This is a genomic window from Methylotuvimicrobium buryatense (genome assembly GCF_005931095.1).
GTDB classification, from domain to species: Bacteria; Pseudomonadota; Gammaproteobacteria; order Methylococcales; family Methylomonadaceae; genus Methylotuvimicrobium; species Methylotuvimicrobium buryatense.
Map to the genome: position 1 here is coordinate 1,974,232 of NZ_CP035467.1, position 24,885 is coordinate 1,999,116.

Genomic DNA, 24,885 nt, shown 5'->3' on the forward strand with positions numbered 1-24,885 from the left:
AATCTAATGGTTGTCTGTATAGGATGAATGAAAAATTCTAAGCAGGAAATGCCGGGTGAAACGGGACAGGGCCGTTATTTCGGGTTAAAATGCCTGCCATTGCTGCAGTGTCGGTTCGCGTTATTCGTTTAATCGGCATGGCTAAATCCAAATCAATTTAAGATAAAAGAGGAAAAGCGCGTGACTGAAATTACCGAAGTGCCCAGTCCTTTTTGCGGTATTGGAACCGATGATCTGACAATCAGTGTCGACGGTTTGTCGTTGAAGGTGCTTAGCAACGGCTGCGCGGTCAATACCCCTGCATTTGAACAAGTCATTACCGACTTTAAGCCTAGAGTCGCCGGGAAGCAAGTCGCTCTTGAGCATGCTGTGGCTAAAGCCGTTGAAATACTGCAAGATTCCAATCAGCCTATCATCGGGGGGTGTGCGACCGATGTTAACGGTATGCGCGCGTTGCTGGCGTTGGCCGACCGTTGTGGCGCCGTGGTCGATCAGATGAACTTCAATGCATCAAGACGGAATTACTTGGCGATGCAAGATTCCGGATGGATGACGACAACGCTGGCCGAGGTCAAGAATCGTTGCGATTTACTGTTGGTGGTCGGTAAGGATTTGGAAAGTTTCGTTCCGCGTTTTTTCGAACGTTATTTTTGGAACCAGGAGTCGATGTTTCTGGAAGATACCGCTAACCGAGAGGTGATTTATTTAGGCAAGGCTCCCTCCGGTACTGCCCAGGTTTCGCCAAACGGTAAACAAGCGCAAGTATTGACTTGTGCCGATACCGATTTGCCCGAGGTTGTAACGGTATTGAGAGCTCTAGTCAAGGGACATAAGATCGTTATCGATTCGGTGGGAGGTATTAAGGTTTCCGACTTGCAGACCGTGGCCGAGCGTTTGCAAGCTGCGAAATACGGCGTCGTGACTTGGGCCGCGTCCTCGTTGGTTTTCGATCAAGCCGAACTTACTGTCCAATCGATTTGCGAGTTGATCAAGGATATCAACGATCAGGGAAGCCGTTGTTCCGGTTTGCCGTTGAGCGGCAAGGAAGGCGACCTGACAGCCAATCAAGTTGCCGGATGGATTTCCGGATATCCGGCACGTATTAGCTATGCAAAAGGCTATCCCGAATACGATCCTTATTTGTACGACAGTCGTGTAATGATCGAGAACGGTGAGGGCGACGCTTTGCTGTGGGTGCAAGCATTCAATAGCAAAGCAATACCGCCTGTTACCGATGTGCCGACCATTGTCTTAGGTCGTTCGGGCATGCTATTCGATAAAGAGCCGGATGTTTATATTCCGCTTGGAACTCCGGGTATCGATCATGCCGGCCACGCTTATCGCGCCGATAGCGTTGTGGCGATACGTCTGAAAAAATTGCGCGATTCAGGCTTGCCTGCTGCCGCTGACGTATTATCGGCAATCGAGCGGGGGCTATTGATTTAATTATACTTTTCGTACTTCAAATTTCGGCAGTGCTTAAGGAGGCACCTCGGTGCCGAATTTTGATCTACGATGGGTATATCTCGGGCAGGGCGCGGAAAAAATAAGAATACGAGATTGTTGGTAGGATAGCGTCAGACATTTTGTTTTACGGTCGTCATTGCATATGAAACGATCGTTTGGTTTTTTAACCATCAACTCTCTGCGCCTCAGCGCCTTGGCGCGATAATGATACAATTCAACCTAATAATCCGATGTCTATGTGCTTCGATGTACTGCTCATCTCTAATCATTTGGAAAAGCTATGCTGATTAAATTAACAGGTGGAACGGTTTATGACCCCGCCGGCGGAATCGACGGCCAAAAACGGGATATTTATATTCAGGACGGTCGCATCGTCGATAAACCTGCGGCCGATCTCAAAATCGATCAAGAATATGATTTAACCGGTAAAGTCGTGATGTCCGGTGCGATCGACATGCATACGCATATCGGCGGCGGTAAGGGCAATATCGCGAGAATCTTGTTACCGGAAGACCACCGCTCAGATCCGGTCATCCGCACCGATTTGACGCGTTCCGGAAGCGGTCATGCGATGCCGAGCACTTATGTTACCGGCTATCGTTATGCCGAGATGGGCTATACGGCCGCATTCGAGCCGGCGGTGTTGCCGGTTAACGCCCGACAAGCGCACATGGAAATGGGCGATATTCCGATCCTCGACAAAGGCGGTTACGCGATGCTCGGCAGCGACGACTACTTGCTGCGCATGTTGACTGCAAAAAAAGATCAGAAAGCGGTTAACGATTATGTCGCATGGACGCTTCAAGCGTCCAAATGTATCGGCATTAAAGTCGTCAATGCCGGCGGCATCAGCGCGTTCAAGTTTAATCAGCGCAAGCTCGATCTCGACGAAAAAAATGCGTATTACGACGTGACGCCCAGGCAAATTCTGCAAACCTTGGCGACTGCGGTCAAAGAATTAGGCGTTCCGCATCCTTTGCATGTGCATGGTTGTAATCTGGGCGTGCCGGGCAATGTCGACACGACGCTCGATACGATTCAAGGCGTGGGCGGCCTGCCGATGCATTTGACGCACATTCAGTTTCATAGCTACGGCACCGAAGGCGACTTCAAGTTTTCATCGGGCGCCGCGCAAATCGCCGAAGCCGTCAATAAGCACAAGAACATTACGATCGATGTCGGGCAAATTTTGTTTGGGCAGACCGTTACGGCTTCGGGTGATACGATGCGTCAGCATGCGAACCACAAGCACGCGCATCCGAACAAGTGGGTGTGCATGGATATCGAATGCGATTCCGGTTGCGGCGTCGTGCCGTTCAAATACAGGGACCAAAATTTCGTCAATGCCTTGCAATGGGCGATCGGTCTTGAAATTTTCTTGCTGGTCGACGATCCGTGGCGTGTATTTTTGACCACCGACCATCCGAACGGCGCGCCGTTCACGACCTATCCGCATCTGATTCGTTTGCTTATGGATAAAAGCTTCCGCAACGATATGCTCGCGACGATTCATCCGGAAGCGCAAAAAATGACGACGCTGGCATCGATCGACCGCGAGTACACGCTGAACGAAATTGCGATCATGACGCGCGCGGGTGCGGCCAAATTGATCGGCCTTAAAGATCGCGGCGGCCTGACCGCTGGGAATTGGGGCGACATCACCGTGTACACCGAAAACGCCGATCGGCAAAAAATGTTCGAAAAACCGGATTACGTGTTCAAGGACGGTGAGATGGTCGTCAAAGATGGTCAGATCGTCCATGTAAAATGGGGAACGACACATGTTGTCAAACCTGATTATGACGCGGCCGTCGAAAAAGACCTCAAGTCTTATTTCGACCGCTATCTGACGATGAAAATGGGCAATTTCAAAATCAGCGACGACGAATTTACCGAGGACGGGCGGGGAAGTTTGACGGTGCATCCGTTGCAGGTGTGACGAAGCTGTTTTTCGCATCGCTGATTCCCATGCTGGATTTTGGAAATCAGCGTATGGACTACGAGACTACTAGCTGATGCCTGTTATACTCATCGTATATCAAAATTCGGCGCAGGGGTGTTCGACAAAGGACGCCGTGAATACGTCCTTGTAGGCTCTATGCCAGCTCCATGCTGGCAAAGCCTTTGTCGAACACCCCGACGCCTCCTCGGACATTGCCGAAATTTGAAGTGCGAAAGGTATATTTCCTATTTTTTTGGCATTTACATCCGGATGTATCACGATGATCACAATCCACCGCAATTTCACGCTGAGTATCAAGGTCATCAGGCGTTAATTGCGATCGAAAGCGGTGAGGTGCTTGAAGGCCGTTTGCCGAGTAAAGCATTAAAACTGGTTAGAGAATGGGCGAAAGAGCATCAGGAAGAATTAATGGCGGATTGGCAGTTAGCCATTCAGTTAAAGCCGTTGCAGCGTATAGCCGGAGCCGATAATGATTAAAATCGTCAAAGCCAAATATATTGAACATAAAACCATACGCTTGTGGTTTTCCGATCAAACCGTCGGCGATTACGATTTGCAGCTTCTGTTGGACAAACAAACTGAGTTAGTCATTCCATTACAAGATGAAGGTTACTTTAAACGATTCTTTATAGAGCTAGGGGCATTATGCTGGAAAAATGGTTTGGAGCTCAGTCCTGGAAATATACATAACAAACTCAAGCAGCAAGGTAAGTTGCAGCGTGATTTGAAGGCTGCTTGAGGTAGTTAATTGGACAACTCGCAAAATTGGAACATATCAGCGTTTCCGCGGCATTATCAAACGAAAATAGATTGATAACAGCCGTAGAAGAAATAAACAAAAAATCCGGAGATACCTATGGCTATAGATTATCGCAGCATCATTACTATCGAACCCGGAAAGCGAGGTGGTAAGCCTTGTATTCGCGGGTTGCGGATTACGGTTTACGATGTTTTGGGATGGCTTGCGGAGGGTATGAGCGAAGTGGAAATTTTGGACGATTATCCTGAACTGGAGTCAAACGATATAAGGGCTTGTTTGGCTTTTGCAGCCGAACGTGAGCATAGCTTAGCGGCAATTATTTAATGAAGCTGCTGTTGGATGAAAACTTGTCGCGCCGTGCAGTGGCCTTTTTAGTTGAAGCATATTCTGAATCCACACAAGTTGCGATATTAGGTTTGGAACGCGCCGGTGACTGGGAAATTTGGGAATATGCCAAAACCAACGACTTTGTTATCGTCACGAAGGACGCTGATTATTTTGAAATGTCGAATCTTTACGGTCAACCGCCTAAAATTGTTTGGCTGAAAATAGGCAATCAGTCCAAAGCGGCGATTATCAATTCTTTGTTGACTAAAAAGGACGCGATAGAAATGGCATTGATCGACGAAAACAAGGCCTGCATCGAGATATACCGATAACGTCAACACTTTACTTACTTTCAAATATTTAACCATGTGTACCCATGATGATTATTAACGGCGTAACGATAGACAAAACCTTTGCCGAAGCCTTTCCGATGAAGGCGACGCGCGCGATCATCACCGCGCAAAACGAAAAATGGGCGATGATCTCGGCACAGGCGATGACCGGTTTCGCGACTTCGGTCATCGCTTGCGGCTGCGAGGCCGGCATTGAGCGTGTGCTCGATCCTTCAGAAACACCCGACGGACGCCCTGGCGTCTCTGTGATGATCTTCGCGATGGGCGGCAAGGGCCTTGCGAAACAATTGGAAACGCGCGCCGGGCAATGCGTGCTGACTTCGCCGACTTCGGCATTGTTCGCCGGCATTGAAAGCGACAAACCGATTCCGCTGGGTAAAAACCTGCGCTATTTCGGCGACGGTTTCCAGATTTCCAAAGTCATCGGCGGTAAACGCTATTGGCGCGTGCCGGTCATGGACGGCGAGTTTCTGACCGAAGCGACGACCGGCCAGGTCGATGCGGTCGGCGGCGGTAATTTCTTGGTATTGGCCGAATCGCAGCCGCAAGCGTTGGCGGCCTGCGAGGCCGCGATCGAGGAAATGCGCAAGATTCCGAACGTGATCATGCCGTTTCCGGGTGGCGTCGTGCGTTCCGGCTCGAAAGTCGGCTCGAAATATAAGGCGCTCGGCGCATCGACCAACGATGCGTTTTGTCCGACCCTGAAAGGCATCACCAAAACCGATTTGTCGCCTGAAATCGAATCGGTGATGGAAATCGTGATCGACGGTCTAACCAAGGAAGACATCGACAAGGCGATGCGCGTCGGCATTCAAGCGGTCTGCGATTTGGGCGCCGAAAACGGCATCAAACGCATCAGCGCCGGCAATTACGGCGGCAAACTCGGCCCCTTCCATTTTCATTTACAGGAGATCATGGCATGACTGCGTTAACCTTCACGCTGAAACAGCGACCGGCTCAGCGCGTCGATTTGTCGCCTCTGGTTTGTCAAAAACTGGCGGGGTTATCGCCGACCGACATTGCAGCACTCGAACTCGATAGCGGCAAGCGCAAAATTCGCGTCGACGAACTATTCACGATTGCCGGTTACGATACACAACAGATTGTCATCAAGAACAGTTATGCCAAGCTCGATTTTATCGGCAAAGAATTAACTGAAGGAGAGATCCGTATCGAAGGCGATGTCGGTTCTTATTTGGGCCTAGGCATGAAGTCCGGCACGATTACCGTCAACGGCAACGCAGGATTATTCGCGGCTTGCGAAATGAAAAAAGGTTTCGTTCAGATCAACGGAAACACCGGCGATTTTCTCGGGGCGGCCTTGCCCGGTAACAAAATGGGCATGAAAGGCGGCACCGTTTTGGTTAAAGGCAACGCCGGCGAGCGGGTCGGCGATCACATGCGCCGCGGCGTCATTTTGATCGAAGGCAATGCTGGCGATTACTGCGGGTCGAGAATGACGGCCGGCACGATCGCGGTAATGGGAAAAACCGGACGCTATACCGGTTTTGCAATGCGCCGAGGTACCTTATTGCTCTGGAATAAGCCCGAACTGCCGGCGACCTTCAACGATTGCGGCTCGCATACGTTGGCGTTTTTGCCGATGCTGTTCGCGTCGTTCAGATCGTTTGATTCGAAATTTGCAGACCCTGCGGCGGTCTTTAATCGTGTCCGGCGTTACGGCGGCGACATGGCTGAAATGGGGCGCGGTGAAGTGTTGGTCAGGCTATGACGATGTAAAACGATGAACTGAAGAGGCCGGCAGACATGAACGAGAGCATTTCGGACAAGGAGGCGGTCAAGGATGACGAAGATGCGGATTACGCGGCCCGCGTCTTGTTGATCGACCTCGAAAATTGTCCGAAACAAGTTTATCAGTTGATGGAAGATTTAGCCGCCTATACCCACGTCGTGATTTGCTATGCGCAGTGCGGCGCGCGCGTTCCGCTCGATTGGATCGTGCCGCTGACCGCAACGGTCAATCAAAATCGTCTTAAAATCATTAAAATGCCGAACGGCGGCAAGAATTCCGCCGATTTCGGCATCACCTTTTGGGCCGGCGCAATGATGGCCCGGCTCCCCGAAAATACCCATTTCGATGTCGTTTCCGACGACAACGACCTCGATCATGCGGTTAGCCTGTTAATCAGCCAGAATCGGAGCGCGCAACGTATCGGTGTCAAACTCGAAAATATGCCGGGCTTCGCACCGAAAAGCCCTGAAGTCTTGGTACAAGAGTTTTGCGCGCATTTGATCAAGCACAGTCGAAGCCGGCCGGTCAAAAAAGAAACCCTGCTCAATAGTATTCGCAGTAAATTTAAGAATAATGTGGTTAATGAGGAGGATTTATTCGATGAGTTGATTCAACAGAAGGCTATAGAGATTAAGGATAATAAAGTCACTTACAATCAAACTAAAATCGAAGTGTTAGCGACTGAATAGTCGCTCTTTACCTTTGCCGCAAGGGGTTTGTATACTCATCGTAGATGAAAATTCGGCCTCGGGGTGCCCGTCAAAGGACGCCGTGAATACGTCCATGTAGGCTCTATGCCAGCTCCATGCTGGCAAAGCCTTTACCGAGCACCCCGAGGCCTCCTCCGGCACTGCCGAAATTTGAAGTGCGAAAGGTATAACCCCGTCCGGAAAGTTTCGACTATGCTCAAAGCAAACAAAAAACGTTTGGGGCGGGTTGAATAACCCGCCCCGCGCCAGCATTAGTGCGCGGGGCGTACTCAACCTGGTTTTTCCCAGCAGGACGGGGTTTGCAACCCCGTCCTAACGTTTTGACTTTGGCCGAAGTTAGCCGAAATGTTTAGGGCAAACCGAAACGTTGGGGACGGGTTAAATAACCCGTCCCGCAGAAGTGGCTACGACTGATCACTGCTCGGACAATTGGCTTCAGCAAGCTGAAGCATCTTGCTAATCAGGAAAAACGTTTGGGGCGGGTTAATAACCCGCCCCGCGCCAGCATTAGTGCGCGGGGTGTACTCAACCTGGTTTTTTAGTGGGATTGAGACAGGCGCTTTAAATCTTTGTCGATCGCTTTAGCCAGGGTTTTTACGGTCTTATTGGTTTGGAATCGATTGGGTCCTTTGGCTTCGAAAGTGTAATCGGCAATCAGTTTGCCGTCTTCGACTCGTATCAAATGTCCCATGATATAAGCAAACAAGAAGCTCGGTTTATGCAGTCTACCGACTAGAATGTAATCGGCGCCGAATTGCTTGCCCAGTTTCGCGGCCACATCATGGTGATCGAATAGATATCCGGTTCCGGCATCGGCCTGTTGTTGGGATGCGAAGTCGGTTTCGACTATGTCATTCCCTAATGTGGTTAATTCGGCTTCAAGTTGAGGCTTGATCGAAGCGGTGCGCTCCTGTTCCTCGGGGATGCCGGGAGCCAATGTGAGGTCTTTTAGTTCGAAAACCAAAACGGCAATTCGAGATTCCGCTAAGGCGCTCGTTCCGAATATCATCAGGAAAAAAGCGGCAATGAGGCGAGCATCAACAGAGTTTTTCATCGGCTTTCTCGTTCGTGATTGATAAGAGAAGGACAGTCTACCCGTAAATCGAAACGATAGAAAGCGTGATCGTTACTTCAATAAATCCGCCATAGAAATGACGTTTTTAGCCATTTCGCCGATCGAAATATTCCGGTCCATCGCCAGTTTTCGCAGCGCATGATAAGCCTGAGCTTCGTCGAAGCCTTGCGATTTCATTAGAATCCCTTTTGCTCGGTCGACCGCTTTTCTTTCTTCCAGTTGCGATTTGGTTTTTTTCAATTCTTCCTTGATGGCGTTTTGCTCTTTGAATCGAGCCACCGCGATATCGATGATGGTTTTGATGCGTTTGGGATCGAGCCCGTCGACGATATAAGCGCTGACGCCGGCCTTGATGACTTTATCGATCGTGTCGCTATCTTGATCCTCGGCAAACAGGATCACCGGCGCCGAATGGCTTTGATTGATCGTCAATATGGCATCGAGTATCTTCGGTGTCGGGGTATAAACATTCAACACCACGATGTCCGGCAATAAATTTAATACCAACGAATTTAAATCGATAGTATCGAACGGAAGACAAGCGGTTTCGAAACCATGCTTTTTCAGGGTTTTCTCGAGTAGTTTTTCGCCTTGAATTTCATCGGCGATTAAGACTTTCAGCGCTTGCATGTCAATCCAGTTCGATTTTCACTAAAGTGCCGTCAGGCATGATTTCGGTAATGAACTCTTTAGGCTCTTCGAGGCGGCGCGCCAAGATTGCCGATGCCAGTGCGCAAACTGCCAGAATGATGAAAAACGTAGATGGTGCGACATGGCCCATTAGCGCTAAAAAAAAGATGGCTCCGGCATTGCCGTAAGCGCCGACGATGCCGGCGATCTGGCCGGTCATGGGTCTTTTGATCAAAGGTGCGATGGCAAATACCGCACCTTCGGCGGCCTGAAGAAATATCGAACACAACACCGTCATTGAAATAGTCATCAAAATGGGCCAATCGCCGGCAATAAAGGACATCAAGTAATAACCGAGCGAAGTGCCGGCTAGAAACATCGTCAGCGAGAGCTTGCGGCCGATTCTGTCGCTAAGCCAGCCGCCGACCGGGCGGGCGATAAGATTCATGACAATGAAGCTCGATGCCATCAGGCCTGCATCGATCATAGAGACTGCTTGGGTTTCGCGGTAAATCGTAAAGAAAAACATCGGCAGCATCGATACCACGGCTAATTTGGAGCCGAACGTCATCAAATAGGCGACGCTAAGGATAGTGATCTGTTTGAATGGATAATGGTGAATGCTGTCGATTGGACGACTGAGCCGTTCCGCATTGATGTCGACGATTTGACAAGCTTGAAAAAAGAAAAGGGCCCAAATAATGATGTTAATCGCAATGACCCAGGGTGTGCTAAGTAAATCGGCTTCCGGTGTCGATAGCTGCCAAGTGAGCAAAGACATTGCGGTATAAAGCGGTACGGTCGTGCAGATGTAAAGGAATAGATCTTTTATCGAAGTAACCTCCATTGCGCCCGAACGTCTAGGTTTCAAATAGGGCACGTCGGGCGGCGTATCCTCGACATTCCGGTAATAGATGAGCGCATATGCTAGCGACAAAATACCGGTTACCGCAATCGCATAACGCCAGCCGTTTTCGGCGCCGAAATATAATGCCAGTCCCGGTAGCAGGATGGTCGCGGCGGCTGAACCGAAATTGCCCCAGCCCCCGTAGATGCCTTCGGCAACGCCGACTTGCCGAGCCGGAAACCAATCGCCGATGATGCGAATGCCGATCACGAAGCCCGCGCCGATAAACCCCAAACAGAAGCGCGCCCAAGCTAATTGTTGAAACGATTCAGCCATCGCAAAGGCGAAGCAAGGTAGGCTACTCAGTGCCAGTAGAGTGCTGTAACTGATTCTTGCGCCGAAGCGGTCTACGACCATGCCGATGATGATGCGAGCAGGAATGGGCAACGCAAAATTTAATAACAGCAGAATGTTGACTTCGGATTCGGTGAGATTCACAGAATCCATGATCATCAGCATCAGAGGGGCGTGATTGAACCAGACGACAAAGCTGATGAAAAAAGCCGTCCAGGTCAAATGCAGTATTTTGATTTTGCCGGAAAAGCCGAGTAACTTGAGTTGTAGTATGGACATTAGCTGGTTTTACTGTGAAAGTTCGTAGATTTGGACTCATTATCTAATCTTTCGATATAAGAAGCTCGGCAGAGAAAATACCGGTTCCGGAGAGGGTGCGGTTGCTCGATCGACAGGCGTCGGCGGCAGGGCAGATTTTTGCTCCTGCAAAATCTGCATTCATGCCATCCATGGCAATCAGTCGCCGCCGTCGAGCCTACACGGACGTATTCACGGCGTCCTGTCGGGCGAGTGACCGCGCCCTCCCCACACAGAGAGCTTTCATTTGCCGGGGCGATGGCCGGGCCTTCATGAGAGTTACGGTGACCGAGAGGTGAATAGTGCTCAATTTAATAAATATAGCAATTAATATGCCGATTTATGTTTTGGTATCGCACGCTTGTTCATCCGGTTGCGGATAAATATCTTGCTTTATATTGGTGCGGAAAGTTAACGCTATTCACCGAATGTGTGCGATGAAAGCGGTAACTTAATGATTATCGAATTCGAATTGACTAATTAATGGTTTGTTAAAACCAGTTAAATCAAGGCTTCGCGAAAGTTGCTTGAAAACATGGCATTCATATTGCTTTATCATTAGCAAGACTCCTAACGGAGTACCGATTTTGTTGGGGCATTGGCGTCCTGTTCGAGTGATTCGTCACATCGACTGGACGCCTTTTTTTTGCCTAAAATTTAGATACAGAAAACCGAGGTTGCCGATGAGCAAGAAACAAACATTAGTCGTGATTGGTAACGGTATGGTCGGCCAAAACTTTTTGGCCGGACTGGTGAGTAGTGGCGCGAAGGAACATTTTGAGATCGTCGTGTTTTGCGAGGAGCCCAGGCCGGCTTACGACCGGGTTCATCTGTCGGCGTTTTTTTCCGGCAAGACCGCACAGGATCTATCGATGGTCGAGGAAGGGTTTTTCGAACAACACGGCATCACCGTGCACTTAGGCGACAGAGCAAAATCGATAGACCGTAGCGCTAAAACAGTGCTGTCGGAAAATGGCGTCCGGATCGCTTACGACAAAATCGTGTTGGCGACCGGGTCATACCCGTTCGTGCCTCCGGTACCGGGGCACGAACGCGATCGTTGCCTGGTTTACCGAACCATAGAGGATTTGGAAGCGATTGAAACTGCGGCCGAACAATCCAAGGTCGGCGTCGTGGTCGGCGGCGGCCTGCTCGGACTGGAAGCCGCCAAAGCCTTGAAAGACTTAGGCTTGACCACGCATGTCGTCGAATTCGCGCCGCGCCTGATGGCGGTGCAATTGGACGACGGCGGCGGCGCGTTGTTGAAGCGCAAGATCGAAGCGCTCGGCGTGACTGTGCATTTAAATAAGAACACGACCTTGATCGACGACGGCGAGAGCTGTTTGCATAAAATGAATTTCGCCGGCGGGGATGCACTCGAAACCGACTTGATTTTGTTTTCGGCCGGTATCCGTCCGCGCGACGATATCGCCCGGGACTGCGAATTGGAGGTCGGCCCGCGCGGCGGCATCGTGATCGACAATCAATGTCGGACCTCCGATCCGGATATTTTCGCGATCGGCGAATGCGCCTTGTGGAATAACCGGATCTTCGGCCTGGTCGCGCCGGGATACGCGATGGCGCGCACCGTCGTCTCGGTGCTCGAAGGCGGCGACAATTATTTTACCGGCGCCGACATGAGCACCAAGCTAAAGCTGATGGGCGTCGATGTCGCGAGCATCGGCGACGCGCATGCGCAGACGCCGGGCGCATTGGTCTACACTTATCAAAACGGCGATAGCGAAGTCTACAAGCGACTCGTGGTCAGTACCGATAAAAAAAGGCTGTTGGGCGCAGTGCTCGTCGGCGATGCTTCGGGTTACGGAACTTTGCTGCAATATTGCTTGAACGGCATCGAACTGCCGGAAAATCCCGATTCGTTGATTTTGCCGCACCGTTCCGACGAGTCGGTCGGCCTCGGGCCCGATGCACTGCCGATGTCGGCGCAAATTTGTTCCTGTCATGACGTCGACAAAGCAACGCTTTGTTCGGCGATCGAAGCCGGTTGCAATACGGTGTCCGCGCTCAAGTCGGAAACCAAGGCGGGGACCGGTTGCGGCGGTTGCGTGCCGTTGATGAAATCGGTGATGGAATGCGAATTGGCCAAACTCGGCATCGAAGTCAGCACCGACATTTGTGAACATTTTCCGCATACCCGGCAGGAGTTGTATCATTTGATCATGGTCGAGGAAATCAAGACCTTCGACGAATTGATCGAAAAACATGGGCGCGGCCGCGGCTGCGAAGTTTGCAAACAAGCGGTCGGCTCGATTCTGGCTTCTTATTGGAATGACTATATTCTCAAGAAAGAGCATATCGGTTTGCAGGATACCAACGATATTTTTCTCGCGAACATGCAAAAAGACGGCACCTATTCGGTCGTGCCGCGCGTGACCGGCGGCGAAATCCAGCCCGAGAAATTGATCGTGTTGGGGCAGGTCGCGAAAAAATACGGGTTGTATACGAAAATTACCGGCGGTCAGCGGGTCGATCTATTCGGCGCCCGGGTCGAGCAATTGCCGTCGATCTGGCGGGAATTGATCGACGCAGGCTTCGAAAGCGGACATGCTTACGGCAAATCGCTCAGAACCGTCAAATCTTGTGTCGGCAGCACTTGGTGCCGTTTCGGCGTCGACGACAGTGTCGGTCTCGCGATCGAGTTGGAAAACCGTTATAAAGGACTTCGGGCGCCGCATAAGATCAAATTTGCCGTGTCCGGCTGCACACGCGAATGCGCCGAGGCGCAGAGCAAAGATATCGGCGTGATCGCGACCGAGGGCGGTTGGAATCTCTATGTCTGCGGCAACGGCGGTATGAAGCCTCGGCACGGCGATTTGTTTGCGACCCAACTCGACAAGGAAACACTGATCAAATATATCGACCGCGTGCTGATTTTTTATGTGCGCACGGCCGACCGGATGCAGCGGACGTCGGTGTGGATGGAAAACATGGAAGGCGGCTTGGATTATTTGCGTTCGGTCGTGATCGAGGATAGTCTCAGCATAGGCGAGGCACTGGAAAAACAAATGCGCCATGTCATCGACACCTATCAATGCGAATGGAAAACCACGATCGAGGACGAGAGCAAATTGAAACGTTTCCGGCATTTCGTCAATAGCGACCGACTCGACGACAACATCGTGTTCGTCGAGGAGCGCGGCCAAGTTCGCCCTGCCGATGAACAAGAGCGGGAGGCATTGAAGGCCAGGAAGCATTTCAATATATTGGAGGAGGCATGAGCATGAGCGAATGGATCGATGTCTGCTCGGTCGACGATCTGCAGCCGGATTCCGGTGTTTGCGTCTGGGCGGATGGCAGGCAAATTGCTTTGTTTTATATGCCGAAGGAACAGGCGGTTTACGCGGTCGATAATTTCGACCCTTTCGGCAAAGTCAATGTATTATCGCGCGGCATGATCGGCGATATCGGCGGTCAGCCGATGGTAGCATCGCCGCTTTATAAACAGCATTTCAATTTGGAGACGGGCGTTTGCTTCGAGGACGAGACTGTGAAAATCGAAACCTATGGTGTTCGTATCGAAAATCGGCGGGTTGCCGTTAACGTTTAGGGAGATTTATGAAATATCATTATTATATTGCCGACGTTTTCACGAATCGGGTTTTCAATGGCGCGCAGATTGCCGTTTTTCCGAAAGCGGACGGACTCAATGCCGAAAAAATGGCCTTGATAGCCAAGGAACTGAATTTGTCCGAAACCGTCTTCATTTTTCATAAGATCAACGGCGGCAATGTACGAAGAATGCGCATATTTTCGCCGCTGGCGGAGATTCATTTAGGCGGTCATCCGGTCATTGCCGCGGCTTTTGTCTTGGCCAGTTGCGGCGATATCGAATTAAACGAGCCGATTACCCGGGTCGTGTTCGAACAAAATGCGGGGCCTGTCGAGGCGAACATTACGAGTGTCGGCGGTAAGCCTGGTTTTGTGCAATTTACCCGAAAAGTCAGCGCCATTGTCGACCGGTTTGCACCGGGCGATGAAGAATTAGCCGCTTTTCTAGGGTTGGAGCAATCGGAACTCGATCACAAAAAGTATTCGCCAAGACTGGTTTCCTGTGGGTATCCCTATTTGATCGTGCCGGTTTGGAAATACGAGTCGGTAAGAAAAGCGCTTTTCAATTACCCCGCCTGGAGCCAATCCGCCGCGCCGCAAACCGCCGCGCAAGAGATTTTGCTATTTGCGCCGAAAACGCCGTTCCCCGATGCCGATTTCAATTTGCGGCTTCTTGGGCCACGCCTTGCTTTAACCGAAGATCCGCCGGTCGGCAATGCGGTGCCGGCTTTTTGTTCGTATTTGTGTTCGTTCGAGCATACGCGTAAGGGCACGCACAGTTTCGCTGTGGAACGTGGCGACGAACGTTCGCGACGCAGTGTTATTCGCATCGAAATGGATAACAAAGGCGAGGAGTTACTGCCTCTTCGCGTCGGCGGCGAGGCCGTGATGTTTGCCGAGGGGCTAATCGATTTGCCGAAATGAAGGTTTACCTTTAGCCGTGTAGCCCGGGAAGCGTAGCCCAATCCGGGACGTTCGAAGCCATGTCATTCCCGTATTCCACTATGCTGCATACGGGTTATACTCATCGGAGATCAAAATTCGGCGCCGGGGTGTCCGTCAAAGGACGCCGTGAATACGTCCATGTAGGCTCTATGCCAGCTCCATGCTGGCAAAGCCTTTGCCGAGCACCCCGGCGCCTCCTAAGGCACTGCCGAAATTTGAAGTGCGAAAGGTATACATGCTGCCACATTACGGTTTGAATAGAGTTGGGTTATAAAGCAAATCTACCTAGCTTACCAAGACTTATAAGGCAAAAACTTGCCGTTCATCGTGATAATAACGCGATCGCCCGCCGGGTTTTCTTCTTTGCCGACCGTCATGCTGAAATCGATCGCGCTCATGATGCCGTCGCCGAATTTTTCGTGAATGATTTCTTTCAAGGTTTCGCCGTAAACGCCGACGACTTCATAAAGCCGGTAAATGAGGGGATCTTGAGGTACGTCGAAAGCCCATTGTTTGTAAGGGAACATTGCCAAGGCGACTTGTACTTCGTTGGGTAGTTCCAGAACGGTGCATAGCTTTTCGGCCAGTTCCGGTTTCATGCTGTTCATGCCAAGGCAAGCCGAGGTCAGCCAAACTTCATCGACGCCGATTTGTTCGGCAATGGCCGTCCAGGTGAGTTGCTTTTGTACTTTTGCCGTGATGATCCGATCGGTCATTTGCTCTTTGGTGAGCAAGGAGTCGGCTTTGCAAGATGATGGAGTCGTTTTCATATTAAATACCTCTTTTGCTTTGTTGGATTAATAACGTGACGACGATAATCGTCAAGATGAGAGAAATGCTTTTCCAGAAGGTTACTGGGTCGCGCTCTATGAGCGGCGGATGCGTTTTATTCAAAAAAGTTTGGTTCGGATAACGCAGGTCATGAATAAATTCGGATAATGCTTCATATCGCTTGTAGGGATTCGGGTGAACGGCTTTCTTGATGGCATCATCGATCCAGGCAGGAATCGCTCGCGCATCGTCCAGGATGGAGTAATAGTTCAATCGATTTTGAGCCGCTTTCGTCTTACATTTGGCGACTTGAGTGCCATAAGGCAGCTTGCCGGTCAGCATTTGATAGGTAATGACACCTAACGAAAATAAGTCCGAGCGAGCCGTTCCGATTTCGCCTAAAAAATATTCGGGGGCGCTATACGGAGCGGTGCCGAGTAATGGGTGCCGTTCGATGGGGCTGTTCATTTCCGTCAGTCCTGCAACTCGAGTCGAGCCGAAGTCGATGATCTTTACCGTGCCGGAGCTATCGATCATGATATTTTCCGGTCTCAAGTCCTGATGGACCATTTCCAGCCGGTGAAACGCGCGTAAGCCTTTGGCAATTTGGTCAATGATGCCGCGTACGGTTTCCAGATCGGGTTTCGGGTTATCGATCATCCACTGTTTCAAGGTTAGGCCATCGATGAATTCGGTGACAATGTAGAGATAATTGCGTTTTCGGGTTTGTTCGCAGGGTTTTAAGACATGGGGACTATCGATGCGGCGCGCTATCCAGTCTTCCATGAGAAAATTCTCAAGGTAAGCGGGATCGTTTCGAAGATCGATCGAAGGCGTTTTAATGACGACCGGTGTATTCGTTTCGGTATCCATTGCCAAATAGACATGGCTCCGGTTGCTATTATGCAGCTCTCTCATGATTTGATAACCGTCGAAAATCATCCTGGCGGTCAATGTCGGCGGAAACGGAAGCTCTGTTATTTGCCGATAAATCTCATCCGCATTTTGATTCGGCAATTCCTCGACAGCGACAATCTGTATCGTCAAGTTATCCGAACTCCCTTGCCGGTAAGCTTCGTTGACGATCATTGTTGCGACAGTAGCTAAATCGTCGCCATGCTTCTTGATCGCATTAATGATGAAAACATGATTAACAAATTCATAAACGCCATCGGTCATCAACAAGAAGCGATCGCCCATTTCGATCGGTAGCGCTTGGTAATCGATTTCAAGGTGATGATCGATACCCAATGCACGACTCAGGTAGCTTTTGTCTTGGGAAACCCAAAGTCGATGATCGTTAGTTAATTGCTCCAGATGATTGTCCTGTAATCGATAAATCCGCGTATCGCCGACATGAAAAATATGCGCGGTATTAGACTTGAAAATCAAGGCGCTAAAGGTACAAACATAGCCTCTGTCTTTATCGTAACGATATTGGCTTTGTTGGGTTTGAGCATGCAGCCAGGAGTTGGTTGCAAGCAAGACCCGTTGCGCCGATTTTTTGACCGACCAAGCTTCCGAGGTGCAAAAATAATCTTCTAGGAATCCGGTGACCGCAGCTTCACTGGCAATATGGCTTACAGTGCTGCTGCTGATTCCGTCGGCCATCGCAATGGCAACACCTTTTGAACTCAATTGCGGTTCTTTCGGCATATAGACGCCATGAAAATCCTGGTTGATTTCCTTTCGGCCCTTATCGGAATATTGCCCTACGGATATTTTTAGTGTACCGGACATGGGTTTTCGTTTAATGAAGAGTCTCAACCTTAAGCTAAGTTTGAGACTCTGTTAAGGGGGCGAGTTACAGAGCACGCTTCGGTGCGGTTCTTATGTGAGTGCTGTACAGCGTCATGCCGGTAAATGCGAGTCCGCCGACTAGGTTGCCCAGAACCGTGGGTATTTCGTTCCAGATGAAATAGTCCATGATCGAGAAATTACCGCCCATGATCAAGCCGGCGGGAAACAGAAACATGTTCACTACGGAATGTTCGAAGGCCATGCCGAAGAACAGCATGATCGGCATCCACATCGCGATTACTTTACCGCTGACCGTGGTTGATATCATCGCGCCGACCACGCCGGTAGATACCATCCAATTGCATAGCATGCCTCTAGTAAAGATCGTAAACCAGCCGGCGACACCATATTGGGCATATCCCAACGTACGGGCCTCGCCGACGCCGGCGAGTTTTTTTCCGACGGCATTCGGTTCCACCGAAAACCCGTAGGTGAAGACTATCGACATCAACAACGCCACGGTCAAAGCGCCGAGGAAATTGCCGACGAAGACCAATCCCCAGTTTCTGAAAATACCGCCTACCGTCACTCCCGGGCGTTTATCGATCCATGCCAACGGCACCAGAACAAAAACACCGGTCAAAAGATCGAAGCCTAGCAAGTACAACATGCAAAAACCGACCGGAAACATAATCGCGCCGAAGATAGGAGAACCGGTTTCTACAGTGATACTGACTGCAAATACGGCGGCTAATGCAAGGATCGCACCGGCCATATAAGCTCTGATCAGCGTATCTCGTGTTGACATATAGACTTTGGATTCACCGGCATCTACCATTTTTGTGACAAATTCCGAAGGGACTAAATAAGACATGGCATTCCTCTGATCAAGTTAAAAAATACGTAACTATTCAGCGCATGCGGTAGGTTGGTGTCAGGCATTGATTTCTAAGGACGCGTGAATACATCCCTGTAAGCTCTGACTGCAACGTCCTGTTGCAGACAGCCTTATAAATCAGTGCCTGACACCTTCTCATACATGACTTATGCTGAATAATTACAAAAACACAAGGCAAAAAAAAGGCGCTTTAATCCCTAGTGGGGATAAAGCGCCTTTGCTTTAAGAAACTCGAATGAAGATAAGCGGAAATCGTGCCAAGTTCTATTAAAAATATAAGCTATTGATATTATAAATAGTAAATATTAGCTCTTGTTGGGTAAGGGTTGTTTTGTGTCTTTGTGAACCGGTCTGGTGCATTGCGGAGTAGATTTTAGTGCGTCGTCTATGACGTAGCTGCGGAGCGCGGCTTATTGTTCATTTTCATCGACGGCAACGGTTTCCCTAACAAAATGCAAAGCAAAATTGAAGCGGGCAGGCCTACCGAGTTCCGTATGTAAATCATCCTCGAGCCGAGTAAACACCGATTCGTCCGGCATGGTATTGGTGAGTAGATCGGCATTTAGATTGAGCGGTCGTAGCGTATTGACTTTGATATTCCTAAGTTCAAGCCGGTGTCCATTGATTTGATAGGTTCTACCGGCCAGTTGCGTTTTGATATCGGCGATATGCTCCATGGTTTGGAAAGAATAGAACAAGGGAACGGAAATCAATGCCAACAATAGGCTCGATAGCAAAATTCCTTTTCTGGCCCGAGTAAAAGGCGCGAACCCGATAACCATAAATGAGATGAGGGCGGCCATCGTAATTCCGATTAAGTTGGTCAAGAATAAGAGCATGGCGCCAAAAAAAATATCGGATTCAAGCCAACCGATGCCGATACCTGCAACGCAGAGGGGAGGCACCAAGGCGACTGCGATGGCAACGCCCGGCAAACTTTTGGCTATGCTTTCGCGGGCTTGGGCCATCGCGCCGGCGATACCGGAAAAAACCGCGACCAATAAATCCAACGTCGAAGGATGCAAACGGGCTTCGATTTCCGGCGTGGCATCTTTGAAAGGCAGTAATGCCGCCATTGCCGATGAAATCGCAAGCGCGATGCCAATGCCGATCAGCAGCGAAACGATTGATTCTCGAGTTAAGAATTTTTCGGAGCGAAGCAAGCCCATCGACAAAGAAATAATCGGTGCCATCAAGGGTGCCAAAACCATCGCGCCGATAACGACGGATGGACTACTCAGGAATAAACCCAACGTGGCCAGCATGGAACTGAGTACCATTAATAAGACATAGGTACTCGTCGTCCTGGCGTTTTCCTTGAGTGCTAGGAACAAGTCCTTAAAGTCGGATTCGAGCGCATGGGGAAAAAACGGTAAGGTTTTACTGAAATATTTCAGCCGCGCTTCCCCTTGCGGCAGGTTTTCGACATTGAAATTTTCTTTGTCGCCGGATTGCGAGTTGAGCGATCGAAAACTGTCGCCGACGGTGATTTTAAGGGCTGCAGGAACCGTTTCTAACAATAGCTCGCGAGTCGAGACCGGTTTGTGTTCTATCCAAAAGTCAATATCCTGTTTTGCAGTTATGCGCAAAGAAACGCTTCGAACGAATCCTAGTTGTCTCGGTAGTTGTGCCGAAGCCTGCGGAATAGTTATCGATGTCGATTGTATGTAGCTTAAAATCGATTGCGGTGCAAAGAACACGAACGACAATCGGCCATCTTTAAGCGATGCCGATTCGCCGAAAAGTTTGGCGAATGGATTTCGTTTTGCAAGATCCAATAGATACAAGCCGATGATCGCCGTTTTGACTGATTTTCCTTTCGCGGTTTCTATTTCGATGGCAATCGGTTGTAAGTTGAAGGCATGAATCAAACGCTGACAATAAAACTTTGTTTTCTTGAAGAGATTTCGCGTATTGCCGGCCTCGATCAATTCGGCTAGTGCTGTTTGATTCAACAGGCCGATGCCGCGGCTAATGAATTCTCCGTTGCAGCGGATCAAATCGACCGGAACTCTTTCTGTTTCTAATACTAAGGCCAAGCAGTCGTCAAGCTTATTGGGCAGACCGAGATGATCGAAAAATACGGGTCGTAATTCGTTGGGATACGGCAGAAAACTTAATGCGATGGTTTTATTGAATGCAGCAGTCAGTACGGCTTGAAATTCGGTATGTTTAACCCAAACCAAGGCATGATTTAGATTGCCGTTGACATGCAGTCCGCTAAGGTTCGACACCTTAATCGGGCGAATTGAGATGTCGTTCTCAACAATTAGCGGATGTTGCTTGACTAGAACCAAATTCTTTTTATCCAACTCATCGGAGTGAATGAGGTAAAGCGGTTTAGATTCTGTCATTCGATATATACCTTTCGCAAGTTATATCCTTTGCTAGTCAAATTTCGGTGCCGGGGTGTCCGTCAAAGGACGCCGTAAATACATCCATGTAGGCTCTATGCTGGAAAAGCCTTTGTCGAACACTCCGACGCCTCCTCGGACATTGCCGAAATTTGAAGTGCGAAAGGCATAATGATCGTTTATTTCAACGGTCTGCCTTTGGCGTCTATATCGAAATTTTTGCTGAGTAACAGGGCGAATTCAATAAAGCCCCATACCACGCCGAAACCGATGGTTAAAACGGTCACTGCGATCTGAGCAAGACCGATCCAATAATAGCCGAGATAAAAACGATGCGCGCCGACGCCGCCCAAAAGCAACGCGAGTATCGTTGCCAGCAGTCGAGATTTTACCGGTTTGTGCGGATTGAGATAGGATCCGATCAAGATAACCGATTTGGCTTCGCCTTCTTCCAATTCGAAATTGATATCGTCGCCCGGTTCCGGTAAGCCGGGCGATTGCCAGCTGTCGAGATGAAACTCGTAAAAAGAGTCGCCGCTTTTTATTACGCCGGTTTGTCTGCCGAGGTCAAAACTTTCTATATGTCCGATCATGTTTGTAAAATGAGGTTCAAGGTTTAGGGTTTAAGGTCGAGGGGGGTTATTCGTCTTTGATGCGTACCGCAAGGACATCGCATTTGGCATGATGTAATACGCCATTAGCCGTTGATCCTAGCAGCAATGCGAGTCCGTGCCGGCCGTGCGAGCCGACGACGATCAAGTCGACCGCGTTTTCCTCGGCAATTCTGACGATTTCGATTTTCGGGCTGCCTAATTCGAGGAAGCGATTGTTTTCGGGAATTTTGAATCGTTCTGCGAGTTTTTCCAGTCGTAATTTGGCCGACTCCATTAATTGCTCGGTCAAGTCGATTTCATAGGGGATAATCGGCCCGTTCACTGTGTCGACAATCGGAAGGTTATCGACGACATGCAGCAGGCTTATTTTAGCTTGGGATTTATCGGCCAAGTCGCGTGCGCGTTCAGCAATGGGATCGGTATGATCGGAAAAGTCAACCGCGAGTAAGATATGGGTATAGTTTTTCATAAGGATTCCTGTTGAAATGCCGGTGTTAGGGGAACAACTGAGCCATGACCCAATAAGAGGCCATGATATACAAGAATGCGATACCCAAACCGAAACTAAAAGTTTCGGACAAAGCATGACGCAAGATGTGGCCGATGATTAGCCAATTCCAGATCATTAGCGCAACCATTGCCGCGAAAGATAACATTGAAACCCTGCCCGTAGTCATTCCGGCAATGATCGGGATCGCGAAAAAGCTGATTAAGGCATCGGTTCCAAAGAGCGCGCTCGATGTTTGCACAAAACGGCCGGGTTTCCGTGAAATGAGCAATATGATTTTGGCGAAAGCCAGCAATAATAAGGCGCCGACCGATACCTGCATAATTGCGTTAAACCAGCCGCTTTCGATATACAGCATCAAAAATCCCAGTATGGCATAGGCCGTAATAGAACTCAGCAGCAAAGCCTGAGAATATGGAAGGTCTTGCGGGCCTTTCCGAAATCGGCAAAGATCGAAAAATAGCAGGACCCATCCGTACATAAGCTAGTCGGCCTCTTCAAGTTTCGTTTCGGCCTCGAGCCATTCCGCTTCGGCTTCTTCAAGGTCCTTATCGATCCGGGTTTTGCGCGCCAGTAGTTGTTTCAAACGGTCTTTTTCCTGGTCTTGATAAACAGCCGGATCGGCTAATTGCTGTTCCAATTCATATTGTTCCCGATGTAGATTTTCTACAGCGAGTTCGGCTTTTTTCAGTGCGTCGAGCAGCGGCTTGTTTTTTTGCCGGCGTTCGGCGTCGAGCTTGCGCTGATCTTTTCGCGAAAGCGATTGATTGGGGATGTCCTCAGGCGGTTCTTCGTTTTTAGTTTGTTCGGTCAGCCAGGAGCGGTAATCGTCCAGATCGCCGTCGAAAGGCCTAACCTTGCCGTCCGCGACTAAAAGGAGTTGGTCGGTGACCGAGCGCAGTAAATGACGGTCGTGCGAGACGATCAGCATGGCGCCTTCATAATCTTGCAGCGCGACGCTCAAAGCGTGGCGCATTTCCAAGTCGAGATGGTTGGTCGGTTCGTCCAGCAGCAATAAGTTCGGGTTTTGATACACCAAAATCGCTAAAACCAAGCGTGCTTTTTCGCCTCCGGAAAAGGGACCGACCGGTTCCAGAACTTTGTCGCCCCTAAAATCGAAACCGCCGAGATAATTGCGTAAATCCTTTTCGGTCGCTTGTTTATCGAGTCTTTGCAGATGCTGCAGCGGACTTTCATCGATTCGCAATTGCTCGAGTTGATGCTGGGCGAAATAGCCGATGTTCAGTGCGTCGGCGATCAGTATTTTGCCGGCCAGAGGCTGCATTTCTCCAGCTAATACTTTGATTAAGCTAGATTTGCCTGCGCCGTTGGGGCCTAATAAGCCGATTCGATCGCCGGGAGCAAGCGTCAATTCCGCACCGTCGATCACTATTGTCGTTCCGTAACCGATACCGGCCTCTTGCAATTTGAGCAGCGGGTTAGGCATTTTTTGCGGTTTACGGAAACTGAAATTAAAGGGCGAATCGACGTGCGCTTGAGCGATGAGTTCCATGCGTTCAAGCGATTTAATTCGGCTTTGCGCTTGTTTGGCTTTGGTGGCCTTGGCTTTGAACCGGTCTACAAAACTTTGAATATGAGCGATTTCGCGTTGCTGTTTTTCGAATGCGGATTGTTGCTGTGCGAGTTTTTCCGCGCGCATTTTTTCGAAAGCCGAATAATTGCCGGTATAGAGCTCGATTTTTTGTTGTTCGATATGCGCGATATGGCTAGCGATGGCATCGAGGAAGTCGCGATCGTGCGAGATCAACAATAGGGTGCCTGGATATTTGCAAAGCCAATCCTGCAGCCAAATGACCGCATCCAGATCGAGATGATTGGTCGGTTCGTCGAGTAGTAAAAGATCCGAACGGCACATCAAGGCTTGCGCCAGATTCAAGCGCATGCGCCAACCGCCCGAAAACGAACCTACCGGGTTTTGTTCTTGATCGGGGCGAAACCCTAATCCGTTCATCAAACGGGCGGCGCGGGCTTCGGCGGTATAACCGCCGATGATATCCAAGGCCGCATGTAATTCTGCCAGTTTTAGCCCGTCGCCGGTTTGTTCGGCTGCGCTTAACTGTTTTTGCAGTCGTCTTAACTCTTGATCCCCATCGATCACGTAATCGATCGCAGAGCAGGCGACTGCCGGCGTTTCTTGTGCGACATGGGCGACTTCGAGGCCTGGCGGCATCGAAAAGTCGCCTTCATCGGTGTGCAACTCGCCCCTCAGTAGTGCGAAAAGGCTGGATTTTCCCGCGCCGTTCGCACCGGTCAGGCCGACTTTTTGGCCTTGATGAATCGTAAAAGACGCTTGGCTGAACAGAACGTTAGGGCCACGTCTCAAGGATACGTTTTTAAAGTTCAACATGCTTGGGTTTAGCCTTTTCGATCGATCATACTCTGCACTTGTTCAGCAAATTCTTTCAGTTTGCCTTTTTTAACGGTTTTTGCAGGAATGACCAAAGCCGTATTGAGACTAATAAAAATATAGACATAATGATCGCCTTCTTGTTCGACTCGGATCAATTCGTTCCACGGCATTTTGTGTTTGCCGCTCGGCGATATTTCGAGCAAATGATCGGGTTCTATCTTGAGCGTATATCGGCCGAACATATCGGCTTTTTCTTTTTCGGTATAGTTTTTCATGATTTGGCGACGCATGTCGAGCATCATGATTTTCGGCGAGAGCAGCGCCCAAAGGATGGCAATGCTGGAAATATAGGCCGCCGTCATCATATCGCCATAGTACAAATAATAAAAAATACCGATAATCACTAGCGCACCGGGGAAAACTAGCCGGTTTTTACGGATATTATTCAGGACTTCGTCGTTTTGTTGCAGTTGGACTTCGTTGAAATGGATTAAATCCTCTTCACGAAAAATGTATTCAATTTCAAACATGATAGTTATTAAAGGTATGTGGTTTGTAAAAAAGAAGCTGATTGAGTC

At 49.7% G+C, this 24,885-nt stretch carries 24 protein-coding genes; 12 read left to right on the forward strand and 12 right to left on the reverse strand.

Annotated elements, in window-relative coordinates; genetic code table 11:
• Positions 1–180 precede the first annotated feature (180 nt).
• The 9 genes from EQU24_RS08915 to EQU24_RS08955 all read left to right on the forward strand — a co-directional run bounded on the left by EQU24_RS08915 (position 181) and on the right by EQU24_RS08955 (position 7,312).
• Positions 181–1,446 carry a formylmethanofuran dehydrogenase subunit B gene (locus tag EQU24_RS08915; protein ID WP_017839820.1) on the forward strand — a complete coding sequence of 422 codons (1,266 nt, stop codon included), beginning with the start codon at positions 181–183 and terminating at the stop codon, positions 1,444–1,446.
• Between the two features lie 301 nt (positions 1,447–1,747).
• Entirely contained in the window at positions 1,748–3,406 is a 1,659-nt protein-coding gene (locus tag EQU24_RS08920; RefSeq protein ID WP_017839819.1) for a formylmethanofuran dehydrogenase subunit A, read from the forward strand.
• Positions 3,407–3,631: 225 nt separating this feature from the next.
• Complete coding sequence (locus tag EQU24_RS08925) at positions 3,632–3,907, forward strand: DUF4160 domain-containing protein (protein WP_268869767.1); 276 nt, start codon at positions 3,632–3,634, stop codon at positions 3,905–3,907.
• Positions 3,900–4,169, forward strand: coding sequence for a DUF2442 domain-containing protein (locus tag EQU24_RS08930; protein ID WP_014147753.1), 270 nt, complete (start codon positions 3,900–3,902; stop codon positions 4,167–4,169). Before EQU24_RS08925 ends, EQU24_RS08930 begins: the two co-directional genes overlap by 8 nt.
• A 117-nt stretch (positions 4,170–4,286) precedes the next feature.
• Positions 4,287–4,514: a DUF433 domain-containing protein gene (locus tag EQU24_RS08935; protein WP_014147754.1), complete on the forward strand. Its 228-nt coding sequence runs from the start codon at positions 4,287–4,289 to the stop codon at positions 4,512–4,514.
• On the forward strand, positions 4,514–4,849 hold the full coding sequence (locus tag EQU24_RS08940; protein ID WP_017839818.1) for a DUF5615 family PIN-like protein: 336 nt from the start codon (positions 4,514–4,516) through the stop codon (positions 4,847–4,849). Before EQU24_RS08935 ends, EQU24_RS08940 begins: the two co-directional genes overlap by 1 nt.
• Positions 4,850–4,896: 47 nt before the next feature.
• Complete coding sequence (fhcD, locus tag EQU24_RS08945; RefSeq protein WP_026130072.1) at positions 4,897–5,793, forward strand: formylmethanofuran--tetrahydromethanopterin N-formyltransferase; 897 nt, start codon at positions 4,897–4,899, stop codon at positions 5,791–5,793.
• Entirely contained in the window at positions 5,790–6,602 is an 813-nt protein-coding gene (locus EQU24_RS08950) for a formylmethanofuran dehydrogenase subunit C (protein WP_017839816.1), read from the forward strand. The genes fhcD and EQU24_RS08950 overlap by 4 nt, the downstream gene beginning before the upstream one ends.
• A gap of 35 nt (positions 6,603–6,637) precedes the next feature.
• A complete protein-coding gene (locus EQU24_RS08955; protein WP_017839815.1) occupies positions 6,638–7,312 on the forward strand; it encodes a PIN domain-containing protein in 675 nt (224 codons plus the stop codon).
• 559 nt (positions 7,313–7,871) lie between these two features.
• Here the strand turns inward: EQU24_RS08955 and EQU24_RS08965 are convergent.
• The 3 genes from EQU24_RS08965 to EQU24_RS08975 form a co-directional block, all read right to left on the reverse strand.
• Complete coding sequence (locus tag EQU24_RS08965) at positions 7,872–8,387, reverse strand: DUF2380 domain-containing protein (protein WP_014147759.1); 516 nt, start codon at positions 8,385–8,387, stop codon at positions 7,872–7,874.
• Positions 8,388–8,459: 72 nt separating this feature from the next.
• The gene (locus EQU24_RS08970; RefSeq protein ID WP_014147760.1) at positions 8,460–9,038 is read right to left on the reverse strand and encodes an ANTAR domain-containing response regulator; all 579 of its coding nucleotides are present in this window, start codon (positions 9,036–9,038) and stop codon (positions 8,460–8,462) included.
• Position 9,039: 1 nt separating this feature from the next.
• On the reverse strand, positions 9,040–10,518 hold the full coding sequence (locus tag EQU24_RS08975; protein ID WP_017839814.1) for an MFS transporter: 1,479 nt from the start codon (positions 10,516–10,518) through the stop codon (positions 9,040–9,042).
• 701 nt (positions 10,519–11,219) lie between these two features.
• On the opposite strand from EQU24_RS08975, the gene nirB reads away from it, so the two are divergent.
• The 3 genes from nirB to EQU24_RS08995 are packed head-to-tail and all read left to right on the forward strand — an operon-like array spanning position 11,220 to position 15,030.
• On the forward strand, positions 11,220–13,775 hold the full coding sequence (nirB, locus tag EQU24_RS08985; protein WP_017839812.1) for a nitrite reductase large subunit NirB: 2,556 nt from the start codon (positions 11,220–11,222) through the stop codon (positions 13,773–13,775).
• A gap of 2 nt (positions 13,776–13,777) precedes the next feature.
• On the forward strand, positions 13,778–14,104 hold the full coding sequence (nirD, locus tag EQU24_RS08990; RefSeq protein WP_026130071.1) for a nitrite reductase small subunit NirD: 327 nt from the start codon (positions 13,778–13,780) through the stop codon (positions 14,102–14,104).
• A gap of 8 nt (positions 14,105–14,112) precedes the next feature.
• Complete coding sequence (locus EQU24_RS08995; protein WP_014147764.1) at positions 14,113–15,030, forward strand: PhzF family phenazine biosynthesis protein; 918 nt, start codon at positions 14,113–14,115, stop codon at positions 15,028–15,030.
• A 311-nt stretch (positions 15,031–15,341) separates the two neighbouring features.
• On the opposite strand, the gene cynS is transcribed toward EQU24_RS08995, so the two are convergent.
• From cynS to EQU24_RS09040, 9 genes are all read right to left on the reverse strand, one after another.
• Complete coding sequence (gene cynS, locus EQU24_RS09000; protein WP_014147765.1) at positions 15,342–15,821, reverse strand: cyanase; 480 nt, start codon at positions 15,819–15,821, stop codon at positions 15,342–15,344.
• 1 nt (position 15,822) lies between these two features.
• A complete protein-coding gene (locus EQU24_RS09005; RefSeq protein ID WP_017839810.1) occupies positions 15,823–17,562 on the reverse strand; it encodes a bifunctional protein-serine/threonine kinase/phosphatase in 1,740 nt (579 codons plus the stop codon).
• A 64-nt stretch (positions 17,563–17,626) separates the two neighbouring features.
• Complete coding sequence (locus tag EQU24_RS09010; RefSeq protein WP_017839809.1) at positions 17,627–18,436, reverse strand: formate/nitrite transporter family protein; 810 nt, start codon at positions 18,434–18,436, stop codon at positions 17,627–17,629.
• 434 nt (positions 18,437–18,870) lie between these two features.
• A complete protein-coding gene (locus tag EQU24_RS09015; RefSeq protein ID WP_017839808.1) occupies positions 18,871–20,814 on the reverse strand; it encodes a TIGR00341 family protein in 1,944 nt (647 codons plus the stop codon).
• 179 nt (positions 20,815–20,993) lie between these two features.
• Complete coding sequence (locus EQU24_RS09020) at positions 20,994–21,407, reverse strand: NINE protein (protein ID WP_017839807.1); 414 nt, start codon at positions 21,405–21,407, stop codon at positions 20,994–20,996.
• Positions 21,408–21,453: 46 nt separating this feature from the next.
• Positions 21,454–21,897 (reverse strand): universal stress protein, encoded by a 444-nt coding sequence (locus EQU24_RS09025; RefSeq protein ID WP_017839806.1) that lies wholly within the window; start codon positions 21,895–21,897, stop codon positions 21,454–21,456.
• Positions 21,898–21,922: 25 nt separating this feature from the next.
• A complete protein-coding gene (locus EQU24_RS09030; RefSeq protein ID WP_017839805.1) occupies positions 21,923–22,417 on the reverse strand; it encodes a hypothetical protein in 495 nt (164 codons plus the stop codon).
• A gap of 3 nt (positions 22,418–22,420) precedes the next feature.
• On the reverse strand, positions 22,421–24,304 hold the full coding sequence (locus EQU24_RS09035; protein ID WP_017839804.1) for an ATP-binding cassette domain-containing protein: 1,884 nt from the start codon (positions 24,302–24,304) through the stop codon (positions 22,421–22,423).
• Positions 24,305–24,312: 8 nt separating this feature from the next.
• Positions 24,313–24,837, reverse strand: a complete 525-nt coding sequence (locus EQU24_RS09040; RefSeq protein WP_014147773.1) for a YcxB family protein — start codon at positions 24,835–24,837, stop codon at positions 24,313–24,315.
• Between the last annotated feature and the right edge of the window lie 48 nt (positions 24,838–24,885).

Coding starts and splice junctions, on each gene's coding strand:
- EQU24_RS08920 (WP_017839819.1), top strand. CDS start 1,748: ATGCTGATTAAATTAACAGGTGGAACGGTTTATGACCCCGCCGGCGGA.
- EQU24_RS08950 (WP_017839816.1), top strand. CDS start 5,790: ATGACTGCGTTAACCTTCACGCTGAAACAGCGACCGGCTCAGCGCGTC.
- nirD (WP_026130071.1), top strand. CDS start 13,778: ATGAGCGAATGGATCGATGTCTGCTCGGTCGACGATCTGCAGCCGGAT.
- nirB (WP_017839812.1), top strand. CDS start 11,220: ATGAGCAAGAAACAAACATTAGTCGTGATTGGTAACGGTATGGTCGGC.
- EQU24_RS09005 (WP_017839810.1), bottom strand. CDS start 17,562: ATGTCCGGTACACTAAAAATATCCGTAGGGCAATATTCCGATAAGGGC.
- EQU24_RS09010 (WP_017839809.1), bottom strand. CDS start 18,436: ATGTCTTATTTAGTCCCTTCGGAATTTGTCACAAAAATGGTAGATGCC.
- EQU24_RS08965 (WP_014147759.1), bottom strand. CDS start 8,387: ATGAAAAACTCTGTTGATGCTCGCCTCATTGCCGCTTTTTTCCTGATG.
- fhcD (WP_026130072.1), top strand. CDS start 4,897: ATGATTATTAACGGCGTAACGATAGACAAAACCTTTGCCGAAGCCTTT.
- EQU24_RS09015 (WP_017839808.1), bottom strand. CDS start 20,814: ATGACAGAATCTAAACCGCTTTACCTCATTCACTCCGATGAGTTGGAT.
- EQU24_RS08970 (WP_014147760.1), bottom strand. CDS start 9,038: ATGCAAGCGCTGAAAGTCTTAATCGCCGATGAAATTCAAGGCGAAAAA.
- EQU24_RS08930 (WP_014147753.1), top strand. CDS start 3,900: ATGATTAAAATCGTCAAAGCCAAATATATTGAACATAAAACCATACGC.
- EQU24_RS08935 (WP_014147754.1), top strand. CDS start 4,287: ATGGCTATAGATTATCGCAGCATCATTACTATCGAACCCGGAAAGCGA.
- EQU24_RS08975 (WP_017839814.1), bottom strand. CDS start 10,518: ATGTCCATACTACAACTCAAGTTACTCGGCTTTTCCGGCAAAATCAAA.
- EQU24_RS09025 (WP_017839806.1), bottom strand. CDS start 21,897: ATGAAAAACTATACCCATATCTTACTCGCGGTTGACTTTTCCGATCAT.
- cynS (WP_014147765.1), bottom strand. CDS start 15,821: ATGAAAACGACTCCATCATCTTGCAAAGCCGACTCCTTGCTCACCAAA.
- EQU24_RS09035 (WP_017839804.1), bottom strand. CDS start 24,304: ATGTTGAACTTTAAAAACGTATCCTTGAGACGTGGCCCTAACGTTCTG.
- EQU24_RS08955 (WP_017839815.1), top strand. CDS start 6,638: ATGAACGAGAGCATTTCGGACAAGGAGGCGGTCAAGGATGACGAAGAT.
- EQU24_RS09030 (WP_017839805.1), bottom strand. CDS start 22,417: ATGTACGGATGGGTCCTGCTATTTTTCGATCTTTGCCGATTTCGGAAA.
- EQU24_RS08940 (WP_017839818.1), top strand. CDS start 4,514: ATGAAGCTGCTGTTGGATGAAAACTTGTCGCGCCGTGCAGTGGCCTTT.
- EQU24_RS09020 (WP_017839807.1), bottom strand. CDS start 21,407: ATGATCGGACATATAGAAAGTTTTGACCTCGGCAGACAAACCGGCGTA.
- EQU24_RS09040 (WP_014147773.1), bottom strand. CDS start 24,837: ATGTTTGAAATTGAATACATTTTTCGTGAAGAGGATTTAATCCATTTC.
- EQU24_RS08995 (WP_014147764.1), top strand. CDS start 14,113: ATGAAATATCATTATTATATTGCCGACGTTTTCACGAATCGGGTTTTC.